This window comes from Bacillus sp. Xin1 (assembly GCF_013314535.1).
Lineage (GTDB): Bacteria > Bacillota > Bacilli > Bacillales > Bacillaceae_G > Bacillus_A.
In genome coordinates this window covers 24,994-44,086 of the sequence record NZ_JABUAE010000010.1, presented here as the reverse complement: position 1 = coordinate 44,086, position 19,093 = coordinate 24,994, and the positions used below count along the sequence as shown (strand labels likewise).

At 36.5% G+C, this 19,093-nt stretch carries 18 protein-coding genes and 1 other annotated feature; of the genes, 14 read left to right on the top strand and 4 right to left on the bottom strand.

All coding sequences use genetic code 11. The features are described 5' to 3' along the window. Window positions 1-39 precede the first annotated feature (39 nt). From HRG09_RS11755 to tyrS, 9 genes are all read left to right on the top strand, one after another. Window positions 40-1,581 carry a spore germination protein gene (locus HRG09_RS11755; protein ID WP_375335756.1) on the top strand — a complete coding sequence of 514 codons (1,542 nt, stop codon included), beginning with the start codon at window positions 40-42 and terminating at the stop codon, window positions 1,579-1,581. Continuing rightward, complete coding sequence (locus tag HRG09_RS11750; RefSeq protein WP_174101060.1) at window positions 1,581-2,687, top strand: spore germination protein; 1,107 nt, start codon at window positions 1,581-1,583, stop codon at window positions 2,685-2,687. Before HRG09_RS11755 ends, HRG09_RS11750 begins: the two co-directional genes overlap by 1 nt. Continuing rightward, the gene (locus tag HRG09_RS11745) at window positions 2,668-3,873 is read left to right on the top strand and encodes a Ger(x)C family spore germination protein (protein ID WP_174100977.1); all 1,206 of its coding nucleotides are present in this window, start codon (window positions 2,668-2,670) and stop codon (window positions 3,871-3,873) included. The genes HRG09_RS11750 and HRG09_RS11745 overlap by 20 nt, the downstream gene beginning before the upstream one ends. Before the next feature lie 128 nt (window positions 3,874-4,001). Next, window positions 4,002-4,397 carry an SET domain-containing protein gene (locus HRG09_RS11740; protein WP_141520523.1) on the top strand — a complete coding sequence of 132 codons (396 nt, stop codon included), beginning with the start codon at window positions 4,002-4,004 and terminating at the stop codon, window positions 4,395-4,397. Window positions 4,398-4,512: 115 nt separating this feature from the next. Next, a complete protein-coding gene (locus HRG09_RS11735) occupies window positions 4,513-5,061 on the top strand; it encodes a sigma-70 family RNA polymerase sigma factor (RefSeq protein ID WP_174100976.1) in 549 nt (182 codons plus the stop codon). Then, the gene (locus HRG09_RS11730) at window positions 5,031-6,053 is read left to right on the top strand and encodes a DUF4179 domain-containing protein (protein ID WP_254610060.1); all 1,023 of its coding nucleotides are present in this window, start codon (window positions 5,031-5,033) and stop codon (window positions 6,051-6,053) included. The genes HRG09_RS11735 and HRG09_RS11730 overlap by 31 nt, the downstream gene beginning before the upstream one ends. Before the next feature lie 135 nt (window positions 6,054-6,188). Further along, the gene (locus tag HRG09_RS28875) at window positions 6,189-6,425 is read left to right on the top strand and encodes a hypothetical protein (RefSeq protein ID WP_254610059.1); all 237 of its coding nucleotides are present in this window, start codon (window positions 6,189-6,191) and stop codon (window positions 6,423-6,425) included. Window positions 6,426-6,901: 476 nt separating this feature from the next. Beyond that, window positions 6,902-7,819, top strand: a complete 918-nt coding sequence (murB, locus tag HRG09_RS11725; protein ID WP_174100975.1) for a UDP-N-acetylmuramate dehydrogenase — start codon at window positions 6,902-6,904, stop codon at window positions 7,817-7,819. Between the two features lie 105 nt (window positions 7,820-7,924). Then, window positions 7,925-8,140: a binding site (T-box leader), on the top strand. 70 nt (window positions 8,141-8,210) lie between these two features. Continuing rightward, window positions 8,211-9,473, top strand: a complete 1,263-nt coding sequence (gene tyrS / locus HRG09_RS11720; protein ID WP_174100974.1) for a tyrosine--tRNA ligase — start codon at window positions 8,211-8,213, stop codon at window positions 9,471-9,473. Between the two features lie 322 nt (window positions 9,474-9,795). Here tyrS and HRG09_RS11715 read toward each other — a convergent pair whose 3' ends face one another. The 3 genes from HRG09_RS11715 to HRG09_RS11705 all read right to left on the bottom strand — a co-directional run bounded on the left by HRG09_RS11715 (window position 9,796) and on the right by HRG09_RS11705 (window position 12,238). Beyond that, window positions 9,796-10,974: an NAD(P)/FAD-dependent oxidoreductase gene (locus HRG09_RS11715; RefSeq protein ID WP_000043198.1), complete on the bottom strand. Its 1,179-nt coding sequence runs from the start codon at window positions 10,972-10,974 to the stop codon at window positions 9,796-9,798. A gap of 44 nt (window positions 10,975-11,018) precedes the next feature. Beyond that, window positions 11,019-11,459 carry a DUF1641 domain-containing protein gene (locus HRG09_RS11710; RefSeq protein WP_017153317.1) on the bottom strand — a complete coding sequence of 147 codons (441 nt, stop codon included), beginning with the start codon at window positions 11,457-11,459 and terminating at the stop codon, window positions 11,019-11,021. A gap of 431 nt (window positions 11,460-11,890) precedes the next feature. Next, window positions 11,891-12,238: a winged helix-turn-helix transcriptional regulator gene (locus HRG09_RS11705; RefSeq protein WP_174100973.1), complete on the bottom strand. Its 348-nt coding sequence runs from the start codon at window positions 12,236-12,238 to the stop codon at window positions 11,891-11,893. A 367-nt stretch (window positions 12,239-12,605) separates the two neighbouring features. On the opposite strand from HRG09_RS11705, the gene HRG09_RS11700 reads away from it, so the two are divergent. The 4 genes from HRG09_RS11700 (at window position 12,606) to HRG09_RS11685 (ending at window position 16,397) form a co-directional block, all read left to right on the top strand. Next, the gene (locus HRG09_RS11700) at window positions 12,606-13,790 is read left to right on the top strand and encodes an MFS transporter (RefSeq protein WP_174101058.1); all 1,185 of its coding nucleotides are present in this window, start codon (window positions 12,606-12,608) and stop codon (window positions 13,788-13,790) included. Next, a complete protein-coding gene (locus HRG09_RS11695) occupies window positions 13,790-14,629 on the top strand; it encodes an aldo/keto reductase (RefSeq protein WP_217448009.1) in 840 nt (279 codons plus the stop codon). The genes HRG09_RS11700 and HRG09_RS11695 overlap by 1 nt, the downstream gene beginning before the upstream one ends. 149 nt (window positions 14,630-14,778) lie before the next feature. Next, window positions 14,779-15,339, top strand: coding sequence for a biotin transporter BioY (locus tag HRG09_RS11690; RefSeq protein ID WP_174100972.1), 561 nt, complete (start codon window positions 14,779-14,781; stop codon window positions 15,337-15,339). 137 nt (window positions 15,340-15,476) lie between these two features. Beyond that, window positions 15,477-16,397, top strand: coding sequence for a thioester domain-containing protein (locus HRG09_RS11685; protein WP_174100971.1), 921 nt, complete (start codon window positions 15,477-15,479; stop codon window positions 16,395-16,397). A gap of 33 nt (window positions 16,398-16,430) precedes the next feature. Here the strand turns inward: HRG09_RS11685 and HRG09_RS11680 are convergent, their stop codons facing one another. After that, window positions 16,431-17,069, bottom strand: coding sequence for an NAD(P)-dependent oxidoreductase (locus HRG09_RS11680; protein WP_174100970.1), 639 nt, complete (start codon window positions 17,067-17,069; stop codon window positions 16,431-16,433). A gap of 315 nt (window positions 17,070-17,384) precedes the next feature. Here HRG09_RS11680 and HRG09_RS11675 point away from each other — a divergent pair, with 315 nt between their 5' ends. Next, window positions 17,385-18,812 (top strand): alanine/glycine:cation symporter family protein, encoded by a 1,428-nt coding sequence (locus HRG09_RS11675; RefSeq protein WP_174100969.1) that lies wholly within the window; start codon window positions 17,385-17,387, stop codon window positions 18,810-18,812. Window positions 18,813-19,093 lie beyond the last annotated feature (281 nt).

Below are 19,093 nucleotides of genomic sequence, written 5' to 3'. Positions count from 1 at the left end.
AGAGAAAGAGTGATGAGGATGAAAGAACAGGAATCAAAGATGAAGCAGATAGAAAAACAAGCTGACACATATAAGGAGCAAAGTGCAACAGGTCATTTTACAGGCAATTTCACCGTGGATTTAGCGAGTGTAAAGGAAGAAATTCGTTATAACTCCGATGTACATTTTCGAGAGTTTAACATAGGATGTACAAATGTTAGAGCGGCACTTGTTTTTGTTGAAGGACTGTCGGATAAAGAGCTCATTGATATGTATATTTTGAAGTCACTGATGTCTAATTTTTATGAAGAATATAAGGGTGCACCATCTTATGTGGAAGGTACCATTTCAAAAGAGTTTATTAAGAATCGAGTCCTTACTGTTAGTGGTATAGAAGAAGTGCATTCTATAAAAGGATTGATGTCGAAAGTCTTGATGGGCTCAACGGCACTTTTGATTGATGGATTATCAGAGGTATTTATTCTAAATACAAGAAAAGGAAAAACGCGTAATATTGAAGAGCCTATATCAGAAGTGTCAGTTAGAGGGCCGCGGATAGGATTCACAGAAGTTTTATATGATAACACCGCTCTGCTGCGGCTACATGGTGAAAATGAGGATTTATCATTAATAAAATTCCAGGTAGGAACGCGAGCGAAAAAAGAGTTGGTTATTGCCTATATGAAAGAGATTGCTGATCCAGAATTAGTAGAAGAGGTTAAGAAAAGAATTCAGAAAATCAATATTGATAATGTACCGGAATCCGGATATGTAGAGCAGCTCATCGAAGATAATTACCTCAGTCCTTTTCCGCAAGTGCAGAGTACCGAGCGCCCAGATCGGGTCATCGCTGCCTTAATGGAAGGGCGGGTTGCCATTTTATTAGATGGAACGCCTTTTGCTTTAATAGTTCCCGTTACATTTAGCATGCTGATGCAATCACCTGAAGATTATTATGAACGTTGGATTCCAGGCACATTTATCCGTTTATTGCGTTTTGGAGCAGCTATAATTTCTCTTTTTGTACCTGCTTTATATATTTCTTTTATCTCATTTCACCCTGGATTGATTCCAACTAAGTTAGCTATTTCAATCATAGGAGGACGAGTAGGGGTTCCCTTTCCTGCACTTATAGAAGCGCTGTTTATGGAAATAGCCATCGAAATTTTACGGGAAGCAGGATTGCGTCTGCCTAAACCGATTGGTTCAGCGATGGGGATTGTAGGTGGATTAATCATTGGAGAGGCTTCAGTACAGGCAGGGATTGTTAGTCCAGTTATGGTCATCGTAGTAGCAGCAACCGCTATTTCCTCGTTTGCTCTTTCACATTATAGTGCAGCAATTCCACTGCGTATTCTTCGTTTTGTAGCTATGTTTTGTGCTGCCATATTTGGATTATATGGGGTCATTTTGTTTTTTCTTTTCATATGCAGTCATGTAGCGAGATTGAAGAGTTTTGGTGTGCCCTATACCAGTCCGGCGGTTGTTTATCGATTTAGTGATTGGAAAGATTTCGTGATTCGCATGCCACTTCAGATGATGAAACGTCGTCCGAAAATGTTGAATCCGAAAGATTCAATACGAAAAGGAAGTGAAGAGTGATGATTACCGGCCCGAAAGATCGAATTCCTACTTCGCAAGCAGTTGTCATTCTTATTAATTACATACTTGCAGTAGGAATTCTCACTCTGCCTAGAACAGCTGCTGAGAAAGTCAAGACACCAGATGTTTGGATAACTGTTATTGTCGGGGGACTAATTGCGATGATTGTAGGGGTAATCATCGTTAAATTAAGTCAAAAGTTTCCTGGAAAAACTTTTTATCAATATAGTCAAGACATTGTAGGGAAATGGGTGGGGGCGTTACTTAGTCTACTCATTGTAGGCTACTTTGTTACGCTTTCCTCGTTTGAAGTTAGAGTGCTAGGAGAAGTAACAAGTTTTTTTTTATTGGAAGGTACTCCAAGGTGGGCTATTATCATGCCATTTATGTGGGTGAGTATTTATTTGAACTTAGGCGGTATCAACTCTATTGCTCGTCTGTTTGAAATAATATTTCCAATTACAGTCTTCATTTTTTTGCTGACTTCCTTTATGAGTATAGGAATATTTGAGTTGGATAATCTCCGTCCTGTATTAGGGTTAGGAGTTATCCCTATATTAAAAGGCATAAAAACAACAACAATCGCATATTCAGGAGTCGAAATCATGTTGCTTCTTTTGGCATTTATGAAACAGCCGTGCCAAGCTGTAAAAGTTGTTCTCATCGGAACTACTATTTCTTTAATCTTTTATGTCATTACAGTTGTCATGGTGATAGGAGCGTTTTCAGTTGATGGGGTGTTAATGAGAACCTGGCCTGCAATTGATCTTATGCGAAGTTTTGAAATCCCCGGTTTAGTATTTGAACGGTTTGAGTCTTTATTACTTGTGATATGGATTATGCAAATCTTTGCAACGTATACAATCTGCTACTATGCTGCTTCTTTGGGATTGGCACAGCTTTTTAACAAGGATAGTCACTCATTTATGTATGGGCTTCTTCCGATTATTTACATCATTGCTGATATGCCGAAAAACATTAATGATTTATTTAAATTTGGGGATATGATTGGCAATGCAGCGCTTGTATTATTCGGTATCTTGCCACTGCTTCTCCTTGTAATTTCGAGATGGAGGAAGAGGAAGAATGAACCGAAGTGTGAATAATATACGGCTTCTTTTCGTTGTATCATCAGTTTTTTTGCTTCTAGCTCTTACAGGATGTTGGAGCAGTCATGAAATTGAAGAGCTAGGTTTTACAGTAGGTTTGGCATTTGATAAAGGGAAGGAGACGGATGTTGAGAAGGAGATAGAAGCAAAAGGTGGGGGATATCGGAAAAAGAATCTTGTAACATCAACCTATCAATTTGTTAAACCGCAATCATCATCAAGCGGGGGAAAAGGTGGAGTGTCACAACAAAAACCTTACACGAATATTTCTGAAACTGGAGATTCCCTTCATCAATCGATTCGTGAAGTTGCACTAAGAAGGGACCTTCCTATAAAATTCAATCACACGAAAGTGATTGTTGTTAGTGCAAACCTTGCACGTACGTATAGTTTGAAACAATTACTGGATATATATATTCGTGATAATGAGATGAGACCAAGTTGTCTCGTGCTAATTAGTAAGGGGCGAGCGAGCGAGACATTGAAATCGAAAGAAGAAGGAGAAATTCCAGCGTTCCGTTTAAGTGGAATTACAGATAATCAATATAGATCATCGCGGATTTTACCGCCTATGTCACTTGCTAAATTGCCAGGAAAGATACAGTCAGGAGCTAGTTTTCTTTTGCAAAATGTCATTTCGATAAATGGAGAAGTGAAATTTGCGGGAGCTGCCGTAATCAAAGGGAAGACAAAAAAGCTACGTGGTTTTTTGAATGAAAATGAATTAGATGGCTTAATGTGGATAACCGGGAAAGGGAAAAGCAGTTTGGTAAGAAGTTTTGATGAAGAGACAAGAAAGCCTATCATGTATGAAGTGAAATCTATAAAAAGTAAAATTCAGCCCCACGTTAAAGGGGATAATATCTCTTTTAATGTAGACGTTCAATCAGAGGGACGTCTATCTGAAAAGCGGACTGTCTCGGGAGAACCTTTTGAAAATAAATTTCTAAAAAGTGTAGAAAAAGCTACGGAACAAGAAGTGAAGCGACTGGTGAAACAGACGTTAAAAAAAACGCAAAAGGAATATAAGACCGATGTAGCTGGATTTGGTAACAGGTTAAGAATTAAGTATCCTAAAGTATGGAAAAAGGTTGAAAAAGATTGGGATAAAACATTTAGTAAGGTTCCAATCAAATATAACGTAAAGGTAACGATCCAGGACTATGGTACGCAAGGATCTTAGAAGTGAGATTCCTTATCCAGTATTGTTTTATAGCATAAGAAAAATAAAACCAATTGCTTTTCTTCTCATTATCTGCCAAGCTTAAGAAGAAAAAATACTTCAGAGAAAGAAATGTATAGGTGAAGAATATGATTGAAATCAAGACTTCCACACTTAGCGATGGAGAATTTAATAGAGGAGTATTTGCAACACGCGATATAAAAAAGGGTGAGCTTCTACATGAAGCACCAGTTATCTCTTATCCGAATGAACAGCATGAGTTTATAGAGAAAACGTTACTTGCTGATTACGCATTTGAGTATGGAGTGAATCATACGGCAATTCTTTTAGGTTACGGTATGTTATTTAATCATTCTTATACGCCGAATGCGACGTATGAGATCGTTTTTGAGAATCATACGTTTAAATTCTTTGCTTACAAGGATATAAAAGCAGGAGAAGAGATTCTAATCAACTATAATGGTGACGTTGATGATGATGAGTTGTTATGGTTTGATAGAGAAAAAGAAGAAAATGATAAGTAATCAAGCGCAAAAAGGGCACATTCGATTGGATGTGCTCTTTTGTATGGAATAAAAATCAATTTTTTTGAAACCAAATCGTCCGTTCATCTATCTAATAAGTGAAAGGAGGGATACGATGGATGAAATCAAATTAGTCAAAAAGGCCAGAAAAGGCGATGATGCAGCTTTTGAACAGCTCATTGGCCTATATCAGGATCAGTTGTACCGCACTGCTTATTTGTATGTGCAATATAAAGAAGATGCACTGGACGTTGTACAAGAAACTGTATATAAAGCATATTTATCCATAGACCAATTAAAGAAACCAAATTATTTTTTAACATGGTTGACACGTATTCTAATTAATTATGCATATCAGTTGTTAGCTGAGAAGAAAAAAGTAAAAGAAATGAAAGAGAATACATATGGAGCAATCCCTTATAAATTGCATCAAGTCGAGCAAAGTCTTGATTTACAAGAAGCAATTCAAAAATTGGATGAAAATTATCAAACAGTAATCATTTTATATTATTATCATGATCTTTCAATTCAGAAAATTGCTTGGCAAATGGACGTGCCAGAAGGGACAGTAAAAACATATTTGCACCGGGCAAGAAAATCTTTGAAAAAATTGTTAGGGGGGAGTGAAGAGAATTGGATAAACAGTGGTTTAATGACGAGGTAAATAAAATTGATGTTCCAAATGAAGAATTGAATCTGGCTATACAAAAGGGGATTGCTAAGGCAAAGGCAGAAAAGCCAGTTAAAAAGATACATAAGAAAAGAAGAATCGCTTTGCTAACTGCTGCTTCGATTTGTATAGGCGTATTAGGGTCCGGGTTTGTATTTCCGCAAATGACGCGTGTGTTAGCTGATGTTCCGATTGTTGGAAAGGTCTATTCGTATTTCCACGATTCAATTGGCCAAAATTTATCGGCAAGTAAGCTTGTAACAGAGCTGAATCAGCAAGCAGTGAGCAATGGAATTAGCGTAACGATGAATAGTATATATTATGATGGTGGTAGAATTGGGATTACATTTAAAGTGGATAATCCAGATGAAGTAAAGATAAAGGATACTGTGGCCAATCGCTTTTACTATGATTTTAAACTAGCTGATGGAAGCCAAAAGTGGGGGAGTTCAGCTTCATGGGATGGAAGAATAACAAAAGACGGTTGGTTTGGGAATATTCACATTAATTATCCAGAAAAAGAGCTTCCTCAAAATACTACATTACCAATTACGATTACGTCGATTGGAGACACAAAAGGGATTTGGAAATTTGATATTCCTGTACAACAATTGGAAAATAAAATGATTCATCCTCAAGCATCCGTAAGTAGTGAAGATAAAGAACATACATTGAACTTTGAAAAGATTACAGTTGGGAAAAGCTCAATTGCAATCGACTATAAAGCCATTTATCCGCTTGCCGGAGAAAATGATTTAGCGAGAATTGAGAAGGTGACGGATGATAAGGGAAAAGAAATCGATTTTAAAACATCAGGGATTGAATTTGGAAGAGAAAAGGATGGAAATCAGATAAAATCTGATGAAAGATCTATTTTTGGGAAAATTCCAGAGGACGCGGAATTTATTACGCTACATCCAAATGTGAGATTGTCTGAAAAGCCGTCTATTCAGGATTTAGATCAAAAGACACCATTTGAAATATAAAGTACTCGTAGCGATTTCAAGATTGTTGTTAATAGCATTCAGCGCAAAAAACAACGATTAATTGTGCAGTATACATTGCACAATGTCGATACAAAACATATTTCTATGGATGAGTTAATCAATTACGGAGAGGTTATGAATTTAAAAGATTCCTCATATTTAGATAAAGAATTTGCACCGATTGGTCATGTGATAAAGGGTAGCGATGTGAAAGTATTGGATAAGGAAAAATTACAATTCCAAGCAACGTTTCAGCTAGATGGGAAGTATGGTGTGAAGAATTTTAGTTTGAAGAATTATGTATTAGAAGTAGAAATGTCACCATATCACCCTGAAAAGCCATTACCGCTAGTCAAAATTCAATTAAAATAATATGAAAAAAAGGGTGCCTTTAACATATAAAGAGGCATCCTTTTATATTACAAGAGCCTTACACTTTTGCAATATCTATTGTTGATGTGACAAAATATAGACATTTTTATCAGTTTGAAAAGTTCCTTCTTTAACCATATTTTTTCACATTGACATGCGATATAATAGAGTTTTGTAAAGGAAGAGATTAGATTTTAAATTTTTCTATCTTAAACTTGGTTATATCGGAAAATTTTTGAAGGTAAAGTTTTCTTCTCGATTTTTTGATAAGATAGAGACGGAAGCTATCTTACTAAACTATTTAGGTAATCTATGTGGTGGCCGATTACCTACTTATTTTCAGCATGGCATTACATGTAGTGTAGTAAATGAACTTGTAAGCGGAATGGAAGAGAATAAGAGAAATGGTTTTAAGAATGCTGGAACTATCGAGAGGATAGGCCATTAATTATTAATAGAAATAGAGGAATCATAGAATGGATATGCAGAAAGTATATGAATATTTAAATACAGTTTTACCAGAAGAACATGTAAAACAAGATGAGATGTTAAAAAATCATACGCATATTAAAGTAGGAGGAAAAGCAGATGTATTTGTTGCTCCTACTACTTATGATGAAATTCAAAAAGTTGTAAAGTATGCAAACCAATATAATGTTCCGATTACGTTTTTAGGAAATGGTTCTAATGTTATTATAAAAGATGGTGGTATTCGCGGGATTACAGTAAGTTTAATTCATATTACAGATGTGACTGTGACAGGAACATCGATTGTAGCGCAATGTGGTGCAGCGATTATTGATGTATCACGAATTGCGTTAGATCACTGTTTAACCGGACTTGAATTTGCTTGTGGTATACCTGGTTCAGTTGGTGGAGCGTTATACATGAATGCCGGTGCATACGGCGGTGAGATTGCATATGTGTTAACAGAAGCTATCGTAATGACAGGTGATGGAGAGTTACGTACTTTAACGAAAGATGACTTTGAGTTTGGTTATCGTAAAAGTACGTTTGCTAACAATCATTACATTATACTTGAAGCGAAATTTGAACTTGCAGAAGGTGTACGTGAAGAGATTAAAGAAAAGATGGATGATTTAACGTTTAAACGTGAATCAAAACAGCCTTTAGAGTACCCTTCATGTGGTAGTGTATTTAAGCGTCCGCCAAATAACTTTGCTGGTAAGCTTATTCAAGAATCAGGACTGCAAGGAAAGCGAATTGGCGGCGTAGAAGTCTCAATAAAACATGCTGGATTTATGGTAAACGTTGATAATGGGACGGCGCAAGATTACATCGATTTAATTCATTTTGTACAAAAAACAGTTGAAGAAAAATTCGGTGTGAAGTTAGAGAGAGAAGTAAGGATTATTGGAGAGGATATACAATAATCTTTGAAATTAAGGCGTATAAAAATGTGAATTATTTCAAAATAATGATTGGTTATTATTGACAATGAATTTTAAATTCAATATAATGGCTAATAATTTAACATATGAAATACGTTGAAAGAGCCCAGTAGCAGTTTGTCACTGTTATCGAGAAAGCTAGGGGTTGATGAAACCTAGCACAAACAAACTTGTGAATTACACTCTGGAGTATCTTAGGTAATGCTAAGCGGAGTAGCAAACGATATGATTGCTAAGAGTGGTATGAATAGCTATGCTTTTTATACAAACTGGGTGGTAACACGGTGAATAATCGTCCCTATGTCTAATGTAGACATGGGGACTTTTTGTTTTTTTTACATGAGAAATTCAAATATTAAAGGGGATGGAAGACATGAATATTATTGATGAATTAGAATGGCGCGATGCTGTGAATCAACAAACAGATGAAGAGGGGTTACGCAAGTTAGTAGAGGAGAAGAAGATTTCATTGTACTGCGGCGTAGATCCAACTGGTGACAGTATGCATATTGGACATTTAATTCCGTTTATGATGATGAAACGTTTTCAGTTAGCTGGACATCATCCAGTTATTCTAATTGGAGGAGCAACAGGAACAATTGGTGATCCAAGCGGGCGACAAACAGAGCGTCAATTGCAAACGTTGGAACAAGTGCAACATAATGTGGATGCATTAACAGGGCAAATGAAAAAGCTATTCGACTTTGGTGGTAATAGTGAAGTGAAAATGGTAAATAACTACGAATGGACACATCAAATCAATATTATCGAGTTTTTACGTGACTATGGTAAAAACTTTAGTATAAACAGTATGTTAGCGAAAGATATCGTAGCAAGTCGTCTAGATACAGGTATTTCATTTACAGAATTCACATACCAAATTTTACAAGCAATGGATTTCCATCACTTATACAAAGAAGAAGGCGTTCAATTACAGATTGGCGGTAGTGACCAGTGGGGAAATATTACGAGTGGCTTAGATTTAATTCGTAAATTAGAAGGGCATGAAGCAAAAGTATTTGGATTAACAATTCCATTATTATTAAAATCAGACGGTACGAAGTTTGGTAAATCAGCAGGTGGAGCTGTATGGTTAGATCCTGAAAAAACGACGCCATTTGAATTCTACCAATTCTGGGTGAATACAGATGACCGTGATGTGGTTAAGTACTTGAAATACTTTACGTTCTTAACGAAAGAGAGAATTGATGAATTAGCAGTTAAAGTTCAAACAGAGCCACATAAACGTGAAGCACAAAAAGTGTTAGCGGAGGAAATGACGAAATTTGTTCATGGTGAAGAAGCGTTACTGCAAGCAGTAAAAATTACAGCAGCGTTATTTAGTGGCGATATTAAATCGTTAACAGCTAATGAAATTGAACAAGGTTTTAAAGATATGCCAACTTTCCATGCTTCAAAAGAAACAAAAAATATCGTTGAGTGGTTAGTTGATTTAGGAATTGAACCTTCTAGACGTCAAGCGCGTGAAGATATTAATAATGGAGCGATTTTGATGAATGGAGATAAAGTAACGAATGTGAATACAGATGTTACCGCGGAAAATTCATTCGATGGAAGATTTATTATTATCCGTAAAGGTAAAAAGAATTACAGCTTGGTGAAATTAGGAGAATAAAGCTTGTTGAAGGGTAGAAGGGAGGATTGCTCCTTCTACTCTTTTCATGTACACAATTTCGACATGAAAAGTCAGTATATTGAGATTATTTTGGAGGTTTATCTAGCTTTCGTGCCGAATAAATAATATATAAATCGTTGTCACGAAGAAAAAAAGAGCCTTGTACTCATTATCTCTTTTTGTTTGAAACATGGCATGGGGCAAAAAAAGGCCCTGACCGCTACTACGCAAGGGCGGATACTCTCTTCCACCCAAAAAGAAATGGTTTTGAATTTAAAAAAGCCCGAATCATGATGAATCATGATTCGGGCCAGTAATCGGATTAGTAAGCTAAGCTGAATAATCCTTTAATGTGTGATAAGTAACGAACGTTACTTGCTTCTTTCATTAATGATGCTGGTAGGCCTTTAAGTGGAGTATTGCTTGCTCCGATTGTAGCAACAGCATCTTTGCGTCCTAGACTTGCAAGTGTTCCAGAGTTTACAGGTGCGAACTCTTCGAATGCTTTGCCTTCTAGTGCTGCGTATAAGTTGTATCCAATTAACTCACCCATTTGCCAAGCTATTTGTGCAGTTGGTGGGTATGGACGTCCGTCTGGAGCGAAGACAACAGCGCTGTCTCCAGCAACGAATACGTCTTTGTGAGAAGTAGATTGTAGGTATGCATCAACTGTTGCACGACCACGGTTTACTTCAAGACCTGATTCGCCGATTAATGGGTTACCTTGTACGCCGCCTGTCCAAACGAATGTGTTAGCAACAAGTTTTTGACCGTCTTTTAAGTCGATTTCATTGCCAGCAACGTTTGTTACAGGAAGACCTGTTAAGAATGTAACGCCGCGTGCTTCTAAGCTAGTAGTTGCACGTTCGATTAAGTGGTCTGGTAATACTGGGAGGATTTTTGGACCTGCTTCAACAAGAAGAAGTTTAACTTCTTTTGGATTTACGCCGTGGCTTTTTGCAAGTTTAGGCATAATGTCAGCAAGCTCACCAACTAGCTCAACGCCAGTTAATCCGCCACCACCGATTACGATTGTAGCATCAGCTTCGTTTTTCGTTTTAGCGTATTCGCGAATACGGTCTTCAACGTGTTTGTAGATTTTGTTTGCATCAGCAGCAGATTTTAATACCATGCTGTTTTCTTCTAGTCCTGGAATACCGAAGTAAGCAGTTTTACTTCCTAAAGCAACTACAAGTGCATCGTAAGATAAAGTAGTGCCGCCAGCTAGTTTGATTTCTTTGCTATCAACTGAGAATGACTCAACTGTTGCGATTTTAAGATCGATATCTTTACCTTTGAAAAGCTTTGTAAGTGGCATTGCAATTGCTTGCTCAGACACGTTACCAGCTGCAAGGCGGTGTAGTTCAGTGATGATTTGGTGTGTTGGGTATTGGTTAATCACTGTAACTTGTGCTTCTGATTTGCTGTAATATTTACGTACGTTTAAAGCGGCAAGAAGGCCGCCATAACCAGCGCCTAAGATGACAATTTGTTTTGACATAGTATGATATCCCCCGTCTTTACTAATTGTTGTTATAAGTTAAATTATTTATTGTTACGTTCTGCACTAATTTGAAGATAAGCATTTACAAAGCGGAACATTTTTTGTGCTTGTGGGTCTTTTAGTAATTTTAATAGACCGAATAGGCCGATAACTTCGTTGCTTTCGTCAGCACGATCTTTCGCTTCGATTGCAGTTGCAGCCATGCTTTTCACTGTATCTTTTACAGGTTCTACAAGCTCTTGGATTGCACCAACAGTGTCGCTTTTTAATACTTCATCAGTAGCAACAGTTTGAGCGAAGTCATAAGACTTAGTTAAAATGTTAACAAGCTCAGTTAATTTTGGAAGCTGTTCCACTAGTGTTGTTAATGATTCTTGTACCTCAGGCTTTAACAACTGATCAAGTACATCAAGTTGTCCTTGGCTAGCAGAAATTTGTACAGTTTCTTGTTCTGGCTTTGTTTGAGTCATAGTTTCTGGCATCTCCAATTCTCCTTTACGATAGCAATACTCTTATTTTTGATAAGTAAGATAGTAAACGTTTGCGAAACTTTATACAAAGTTTCACAAAACACAATAAAATGCCTTTAAATTTATGACAGCAAGTAAGCTGAGAACATAAATCTAAAACCATAATGTCTTACCTATTATTTATGAACTGTCCGATACATGGCTTGTCCGCATAATGGAAAGTTCCCTTATCGGAAAGTGTATATAATATATATCCTATATTATATACTATATACACCTATGTTAACATAAAAATGATTCCTAATTATTTGATATTGAGCGTATAACCTAGTACTGACAAGGCATGAAAGCGCATAAATTATTTTGTTTAGATAAGAAATGTACATATATATAAAGAGAAAAAGGAAAAAATGGACAAATTTATGTTCGTTTTTTCCTTTTTCTTATTGTTCATCCTCTGTAATTAGCATCGATGTGTTACCGCTTTTTTCAAGATGGCACTCTCCCCATGTGCAAAGGGAATCGAGAATTGCTTCTAAGGACCAACCATAGTCAGTAAGCGAGTACTCAACTTTTGGTGGTACTTGATTATATACCTTTCTTTGAATAACTCCATCTTCTTCTAATTCACGCAATTGTTGCGTGAGCATCTTTTGTGTAATGCCAGGCATTAAACGTTTTAATTCGCTTGTTCGTTTCGTTCCTTTTGTTAAGTGACAAAGAATAACGACCTTCCATTTTCCGCCGATTACTTCTAAGGTTGCTTCTACAGGAATGTTATATTTCTTCATATATTACAATCCCCTTTAATGAGTTTTATAGTTATATGTTACTTTTTAGTGCCTATAGCACTTGAAAGTACGTACTGTTTTTCATTTTGAATATGTTCCATAATAGCATACGTAAGAGGCAAATGAGTAGTACGTTACTAAAAGGTGCCTATGTTACTTTTAGGTGCCTAGCGTACTTTTAAGTGCGTTCTTTCAAAAAAGAATGAAACCATTCATAATAGTAATTATGAGTAGTAAAACTATTTTTATTAGAAGATAAAAAGGCCTTTTTATCGGACTATTATGATTGGATTTCTCGAATTAAGGAGGAGTTCAATTGAGTGCATATACAGTATCTTCTTCAGATATTCAAACGAATAGAAGGAGTATGTTTGCTTTATTAGCATTGGCAATCAGTGCGTTCGGCATTGGTACAACTGAATTTATTAGCGTTGGTTTATTGCCGTCTATTTCGAATGATTTACATGTTTCTGTTACAACAGCTGGTTTAACCGTTTCTTTATATGCGCTAGGAGTAGCATTTGGTGCGCCGGTCTTAACATCATTAACAGCTAGTATCTCACGGAAAACGTTATTAATGTGGATTATGATTGTCTTTATTATTGGTAATAGTATTGCAGGGATGGCAACAAGTTTTGGTGTACTTCTTGTTGCGAGGGTTATATCTGCATTTGCTCACGGTGTATTTATGTCGATCGGTTCAACGATTGCGGCAGCTCTTGTATCGGAAGATAAACGTGCTAGTGCGATTGCTTTTATGTTCACAGGTTTAACAGTTGCAACCATTACAGGTGTACCGATTGGAACATTTATTGGTCAACAGTTTGGCTGGAGAGCTTCGTTTATGGTTATTGTGGCAATTGGAGTTGTTGCTTTAGTAGCTAACGGTATGCTCATTCCATCGAATTTACGAAAAGGTGCATCCGTATCTTTTCGCGATCAATTAAAGCTTGTAACAAATGGAAGACTGTTACTTGTTTTCGTTATTACTGCATTAGGATACGGTGGAACATTTGTGACGTTTACGTATTTGTCCCCATTATTGCAAGAGGTAACAGGCTTTAAAGCAAGTACAGTTACAGTCATTTTGTTAGTGTATGGGATTGCGATTGCAATTGGGAATATGATTGGTGGTAAGCTATCTAATCGCAATCCAATTCGCGCATTGTTTTTTATGTTTTTCATTCAGGCAATTGTGTTATCTGTGTTCACATTTACAGCGTCATTTAAGGTGGCAGGGTTAATTACAATTATTTTAATGGGATTATTTGCATTTATGAATGTTCCGGGATTACAAGTATATGTCGTGATATTAGCTGAGCGCTTTGTGCCGAGTGCTGTAGATATTGCATCTGCTATGAATATTGCGGCTTTTAATGCAGGAATCGCTCTTGGGGCGTACTTAGGCGGTATTGTAACAAATTCACTAGGACTCATTCATACAGCGTGGGTAGGTGCAATTATGGTAGTCGGTGCGGTTATTTTAACGGCATGGAGTATGAGTTTAGAAAAGAGAGATCAAATGAAACGTGTAGAGGAGAGAAGAGTATAATGAACAATTTACAAAGTACAACAACATTGCATAATGGGGTAGAGATGCCTTGGTTTGGTTTAGGTGTATTTAAAGTAGAGGATGGACCAGAACTCGTAGAGGCTGTAAAAACAGCAATTAAAGAAGGGTACCGCAGCATTGATACAGCTGCGATTTATGGAAATGAAAAAGCTGTAGGAGAAGGTATTCGTGCGGGGATAAAAGAAGCGGGAATTTCTAGAGAAGATTTATTCATTACTTCAAAAGTTTGGAATAGTGATCAAGGGTTTGAGACAACATTAGCTGCATATGAAGAAAGTCTAAAGAAGTTAGAACTTGATTATTTAGATTTATATCTTGTTCATTGGCCTGTAGATGGAAAATATAAAGATACATGGAGAGCATTAGAAAAGTTATATAAAGAAGGGCGCGTACGTGCAATTGGTGTGAGTAACTTCCAAATTCATCATTTGAAAGACGTAATGGAAGGGGCAGAAGTGAAACCAATGATTAACCAAGTCGAATACCATCCTCGTTTAACGCAAAAAGAATTGCAGGGCTTCTGTCGTGAACAAGGTATTCAAATGGAGGCGTGGTCACCTCTTATGCAAGGGCAGTTACTAGATAACCCTACATTACAAGAAATTGCAGATAAATATGGAAAAACAACTGCGCAAATTATCTTGCGTTGGGACCTGCAAAATGAAGTTGTAACAATTCCAAAATCAACAAAAGAGCACCGTATTACCAAAAATGCGGACATTTTCAATTTTGAATTAACAAAAGAAGATATGGAACAAATTGATGCATTAAACGAAAATCATCGCGTTGGTCCAGATCCGGATAACTTTGATTTTTAATAGAGAATAGAAAAGAAGAGTGCAAAAAAGATTTGCGCTCTTCTTTTATGTTCTTAGAAAACTAAATATTCAAACAAAAAAGTATTTACTCCTTATATTGAATAGGATATCTTAAATTTATAATGTGAAACTTTTCTAGGGAGGCGCTTATGAGTAATGATCGTACAAATCATTTTCGCATGTTAATTGTTACTGCACTATTTGCTGCTATTATTGGTATTTTGGCCCAAGTTACAATTCCTTTGCCGCTCGTTCCGATAACAGGACAGACGCTAGCAATTGGTCTTACTGCTACAATTTTAGGTTCGCGTTATGGCACTTTATCTGTATTATTATATGTTTTAATTGGTGCAACTGGAATTCCTGTTTATGCTGGATTTAGTGGTGGTTTATCTGTTTTATTCGGTCCTACAGGCGGTTTCCTATTAGCCTTTATCCCGACGGCTTTTTTAATTGGTTTGTTAACTGAAAAAACAAAACTAACATTTTGGAATTCATTAATGGCAAATATTTTAGGGATGCTTGTGACATTAACGATTGGAACTGTATTTTTAAAGTATGTGGCATCACTAGGGTGGCAAGCAGCTTTCCTGGGCGGTTTTGTTCCTTTCCTGATTGTAGGTGTAATAAAAGCTGCGTTAGCTGCATGGATTGGAATAAAAGTGCGAGGAGCATTAGTACGTTCGAAATTACTCCTTCAAGAAAGTTAAATAATTTTGAAATAAAAAAGCATAGGATAGCCTGTGCTTTTTTTATTTTGCAGGAATCTAAGTGAAAATGCATAAAAAAATTTTCTAACTAAATAATATACAGTAGTAAATTTGTTATTTTATAAGGGGTTGTAAACATGAATATGAAACAATCGTATAAGTTATTGGTTGCTTTTTTGAGTGTTTTATTTGTATTTGCGAACTTATTATTTCCGCTCCAAAAAGCATCCGCAGAAGTTATGGATCATACAAAGTATCAAATGGATTGGAGTTATAGTAAATCATTAAAGAAACCAATCCGAACGGAACTCATTAAAACAGCAGATAGAAAAATAGCGTACTGCTTAGATGTTTTTTTGAAATCACCAAGTGGTCAAGATTTACCTGAAATAGGTAAGGTGGATATTGGTGTGTACCGTGTGTTGTTAAATGGTTATCCACAAAAAAGTCCGCAAGAATTAGGTGTATCTGATTGGAGAGAGGCGCATTATGCGACGCAACTTGCTGTATGGAATGCGCTTGGACAAGTGAGTATCGATGATTTAGATTTTCGTAATAAAAATGTAGAGAAATTAACGAAAGACATTGTTGCGAAAGCGGCTAGCAGTGAAGAAGTACAAGAAATCACGATGAGCGTTACGCCGTCGGAAAAACAAGAAGCAGTATTAAAAGATGAGTTTTTCGAAACAGGTTTATATACAGTGGAAACAAATGCAAAGAGTGGAACATACAAAGTGCAAGCAACTGGTGCGCCACAAGGAGTTAAGTTTGTGAATGAAAAAGGCGAAACAAAAACAGAATTTAATGTAGGAGAAAAATTCCGCGTGTTAATTCCGAAAGAAGCGCCCTCTGGTGAATTTAGCTTTAAAGTATCTGGTAATTTAACAAAATTACAAGGTATTGAACATAAGGGAACGGAAACGATTCAAGACGCAGTAGTTTTATTAGAGCGTAGTGAAGAGAAAACAAGCCCGGATTTAGCGGTAAGTTGGAAAAAAGCTGAAGTTCCTCAGAAACCGAATCAACCGAATCAACCTTCTACACCGTACAAAAGATAAAAAGTGCTGGCGTTTGCCAGCACTTTTTTATTATTACTCAGCTTCAGAAACAACTGTAAAGCGTTCGTTCACATGTTTTGGATTTTCAATTTCATCGAGTGCTGCTACAGCAAAGTCTTCGTAGCTTACGTAGCTATCTCCTTTTTCGTTAACAAGAAGGTGATCTTTACCTGCTTTGTAGGAACCAGTACGTTTTCCTAATGCGAATAGGGCAGAAGGGCTAATGAATGTCCAAGTGATATCATTTGTTTGCTGTAAGATTTCTAAGTTTTTACCTTGGTTTTGAGCAGTTGCAAGATATTCTTTAGGGAAACCTGGTGTGTCAAATACACGTGTTGTTTTTGCTTCATCGACAAATAAGCTTCCAGCGCCTCCGACAACAAGTAATTTTGTGTTAGGTGCACCTTTCATTACTTCAATTAATACGTTTCCTGCCTCTACATGAAGGTGTTCACTTCCAGCAGGAGCGCCAAATGCGTTCACGACTACGGCAAATGTTTGTAAATCATTAGCAGTAAGATCGAAAACATCTTTTTCTAAAACTTTTACATTATCTTCTGTAATTTTTGCTGCGTTTCTTACAATTGCAGTGACTTCATGCCCGCGATCAAGTGCTTCTTTTAGAATGCGACTTCCGGCTTTTCCGCTTGCTCCAATAATTCCGATTTTCATAAGGGATCCCTCCAAATAATTGTTATAAGTGTATATCTGAAAAATGAATGAATGTCTTTTAAGTAGGTTTGTAACTACTCGTCGTAACTATTGTAGTTACAAGTTTGTTTTTTGTCAATTTCTTTATCTATGAAAAATATTGCTTCGTATAGTATGTGCGTTTCTAAAAATAATGAGTTATATTTTCTTCCATATAACATTTCTATGTAAGGAAATCTAACATATGGAAGTAATATCCTGTCGAAAAATGTTGATTTTTGAATATTTTTTGAATATAATTCAATTTGTGAAGAAAAATGGGAGGGGATTAATAGGATGAACATTTTAGAACAGTTCGTTTCATCAACCAATACTATTCTTTGGTCATATATTTTGATTGCAATGTTAATAGGCCTAGGGCTTTATTTTTCTATCAAATTAAAATTTGTACAAATTAGCCATTTAGGGGAAATGGTACGATTGATGAGTGACGGATTAACTGGAAAGACACGTAAAAAGGGCAGCGTATCTTCTTTCCAAGCTTTCTGTATGAGTTCAGCAGCTCGTATTGGGATTGGTAACTTAGCTGGTGTAGCGTTAGCGATTTCTATGGGAGGACCTGGCGCAGTATTTTGGATGTGGGTAATCGCAATTATTGGGGCATCTTCCAGTTTCGTAGAAAGTACACTGGCACAAATTTATAAAATAAAAGATGGCAGTGGATTCCGTGGTGGCCCTGCTTATTATATGGAAAAAGGTTTAAATAAACGTTGGATGGGAATTTGGTTCTCTATTCTTATCACAATTAGTTATGGTTTAATTTTCAACTCAGTACAAGCAAATACAGTTACGTTAGCATTTAAAAATGCATTTGGTATAGAGCGTTATGTTGTTGGAATTGTATTAGCTGTATTAGTCGCGGTTATTATTTTTGGCGGTGTTAAAAGCATTGCACGTATGTCGGAAATGATTGTTCCGCCAATGGCAATTCTTTATATTGCAGTAGCTATTTTCGTTGTTATTAAAAACTTCTATTTACTACCAGATGTATTTACAGAAATCTTTAAAGGCGCATTTGGTTTAGATTCAGCTGTAGGCGGCGGTATTGGTGCGGCAATGAAATATGGTATTCAGCGTGGATTATTTGCGAACGAAGCAGGTATGGGTAGTGCACCAAACGCTGCAGCAACAGCAGATGTAACGCATCCAGCGAAACAAGGGTTTATTCAAACAATCGGAGTTTTAGTAGATACATTCTTAGTATGTACATCAACAGCATTTATCGTACTATGTTCTGGTGCATATAAGGCAACGAATTTAGAAGGTATTGAATTAACACAAATGGCGCTAAGTTCACAAATCGGTTCGTGGGCAAGTAGCTTCTTAGCAATCATTATTTTCTTATTTGCTTTCAGTTCACTTCTAGGAAACTATTATTATGGTGAAACGAATATTGAATTCATTAAACAAAGTAAAACTTGGTTAACAATCTACCGTATTGCGGTAGTTGGAATGGTACTATTCGGCTCTGTTGCGACGCTTCAAGTTGTATGGAATATGGCAGACTTATTTATGGGGCTAATGGTAATCACAAACTTAATTGCGATTACACTTCTTGGTCGATTTGCGTATGCTGCATTGGCAGACTATGTAAAGCAAAAGAAACAAGGAAAAGATCCAGTCTTCAGTGCAGATTCTATTCCAGGTTTAACAAATACAGAGTGCTGGGACAAGCCAGTAGTAGAAAAAGAAAAAGCTGTATAATGAAATGGGAAACGAGCATCAAGTCAAACTTGATGCTCGTTTTTTTATGAGTAAAATCAAGGAGGAGAAAAGACGAACATTAATAGAGATTTTCTAAGAAAATGTAACTTTTTTAGGAAATATGAAGATGTGAATTAGAATTTGTGTTAGAATGGATAAGGTCTTTCTAGATAAGAGATAGAACGATTTTAAACGATAATATACATATTTTTACGTGTTAGGTGAAAGTTCGGATTATTTCTTGTTTAATATGGTCAGACGTTCAACGTTAAATAATTTTC

Bases quoted from the DNA above. Each gene is read 5' to 3' on its own strand.
- HRG09_RS11755 (WP_375335756.1), top strand. From the start codon at position 40: ATGAAGCAGATAGAAAAACAAGCTGACACATATAAGGAGCAAAGTGCA.
- HRG09_RS11750 (WP_174101060.1), top strand. From the start codon at position 1,581: ATGATTACCGGCCCGAAAGATCGAATTCCTACTTCGCAAGCAGTTGTC.
- HRG09_RS11745 (WP_174100977.1), top strand. From the start codon at position 2,668: ATGAACCGAAGTGTGAATAATATACGGCTTCTTTTCGTTGTATCATCA.
- HRG09_RS11740 (WP_141520523.1), top strand. From the start codon at position 4,002: ATGATTGAAATCAAGACTTCCACACTTAGCGATGGAGAATTTAATAGA.
- HRG09_RS11735 (WP_174100976.1), top strand. From the start codon at position 4,513: ATGGATGAAATCAAATTAGTCAAAAAGGCCAGAAAAGGCGATGATGCA.
- HRG09_RS28875 (WP_254610059.1), top strand. From the start codon at position 6,189: ATGAATTTAAAAGATTCCTCATATTTAGATAAAGAATTTGCACCGATT.
- murB (WP_174100975.1), top strand. From the start codon at position 6,902: ATGGATATGCAGAAAGTATATGAATATTTAAATACAGTTTTACCAGAA.
- tyrS (WP_174100974.1), top strand. From the start codon at position 8,211: ATGAATATTATTGATGAATTAGAATGGCGCGATGCTGTGAATCAACAA.
- HRG09_RS11715 (WP_000043198.1), bottom strand. From the start codon at position 10,974: ATGTCAAAACAAATTGTCATCTTAGGCGCTGGTTATGGCGGCCTTCTT.
- HRG09_RS11710 (WP_017153317.1), bottom strand. From the start codon at position 11,459: ATGCCAGAAACTATGACTCAAACAAAGCCAGAACAAGAAACTGTACAA.
- HRG09_RS11705 (WP_174100973.1), bottom strand. From the start codon at position 12,238: ATGAAGAAATATAACATTCCTGTAGAAGCAACCTTAGAAGTAATCGGC.
- HRG09_RS11700 (WP_174101058.1), top strand. From the start codon at position 12,606: ATGTTTGCTTTATTAGCATTGGCAATCAGTGCGTTCGGCATTGGTACA.
- HRG09_RS11695 (WP_217448009.1), top strand. From the start codon at position 13,790: ATGAACAATTTACAAAGTACAACAACATTGCATAATGGGGTAGAGATG.
- HRG09_RS11690 (WP_174100972.1), top strand. From the start codon at position 14,779: ATGAGTAATGATCGTACAAATCATTTTCGCATGTTAATTGTTACTGCA.
- HRG09_RS11685 (WP_174100971.1), top strand. From the start codon at position 15,477: ATGAATATGAAACAATCGTATAAGTTATTGGTTGCTTTTTTGAGTGTT.
- HRG09_RS11680 (WP_174100970.1), bottom strand. From the start codon at position 17,069: ATGAAAATCGGAATTATTGGAGCAAGCGGAAAAGCCGGAAGTCGCATT.
- HRG09_RS11675 (WP_174100969.1), top strand. From the start codon at position 17,385: ATGAACATTTTAGAACAGTTCGTTTCATCAACCAATACTATTCTTTGG.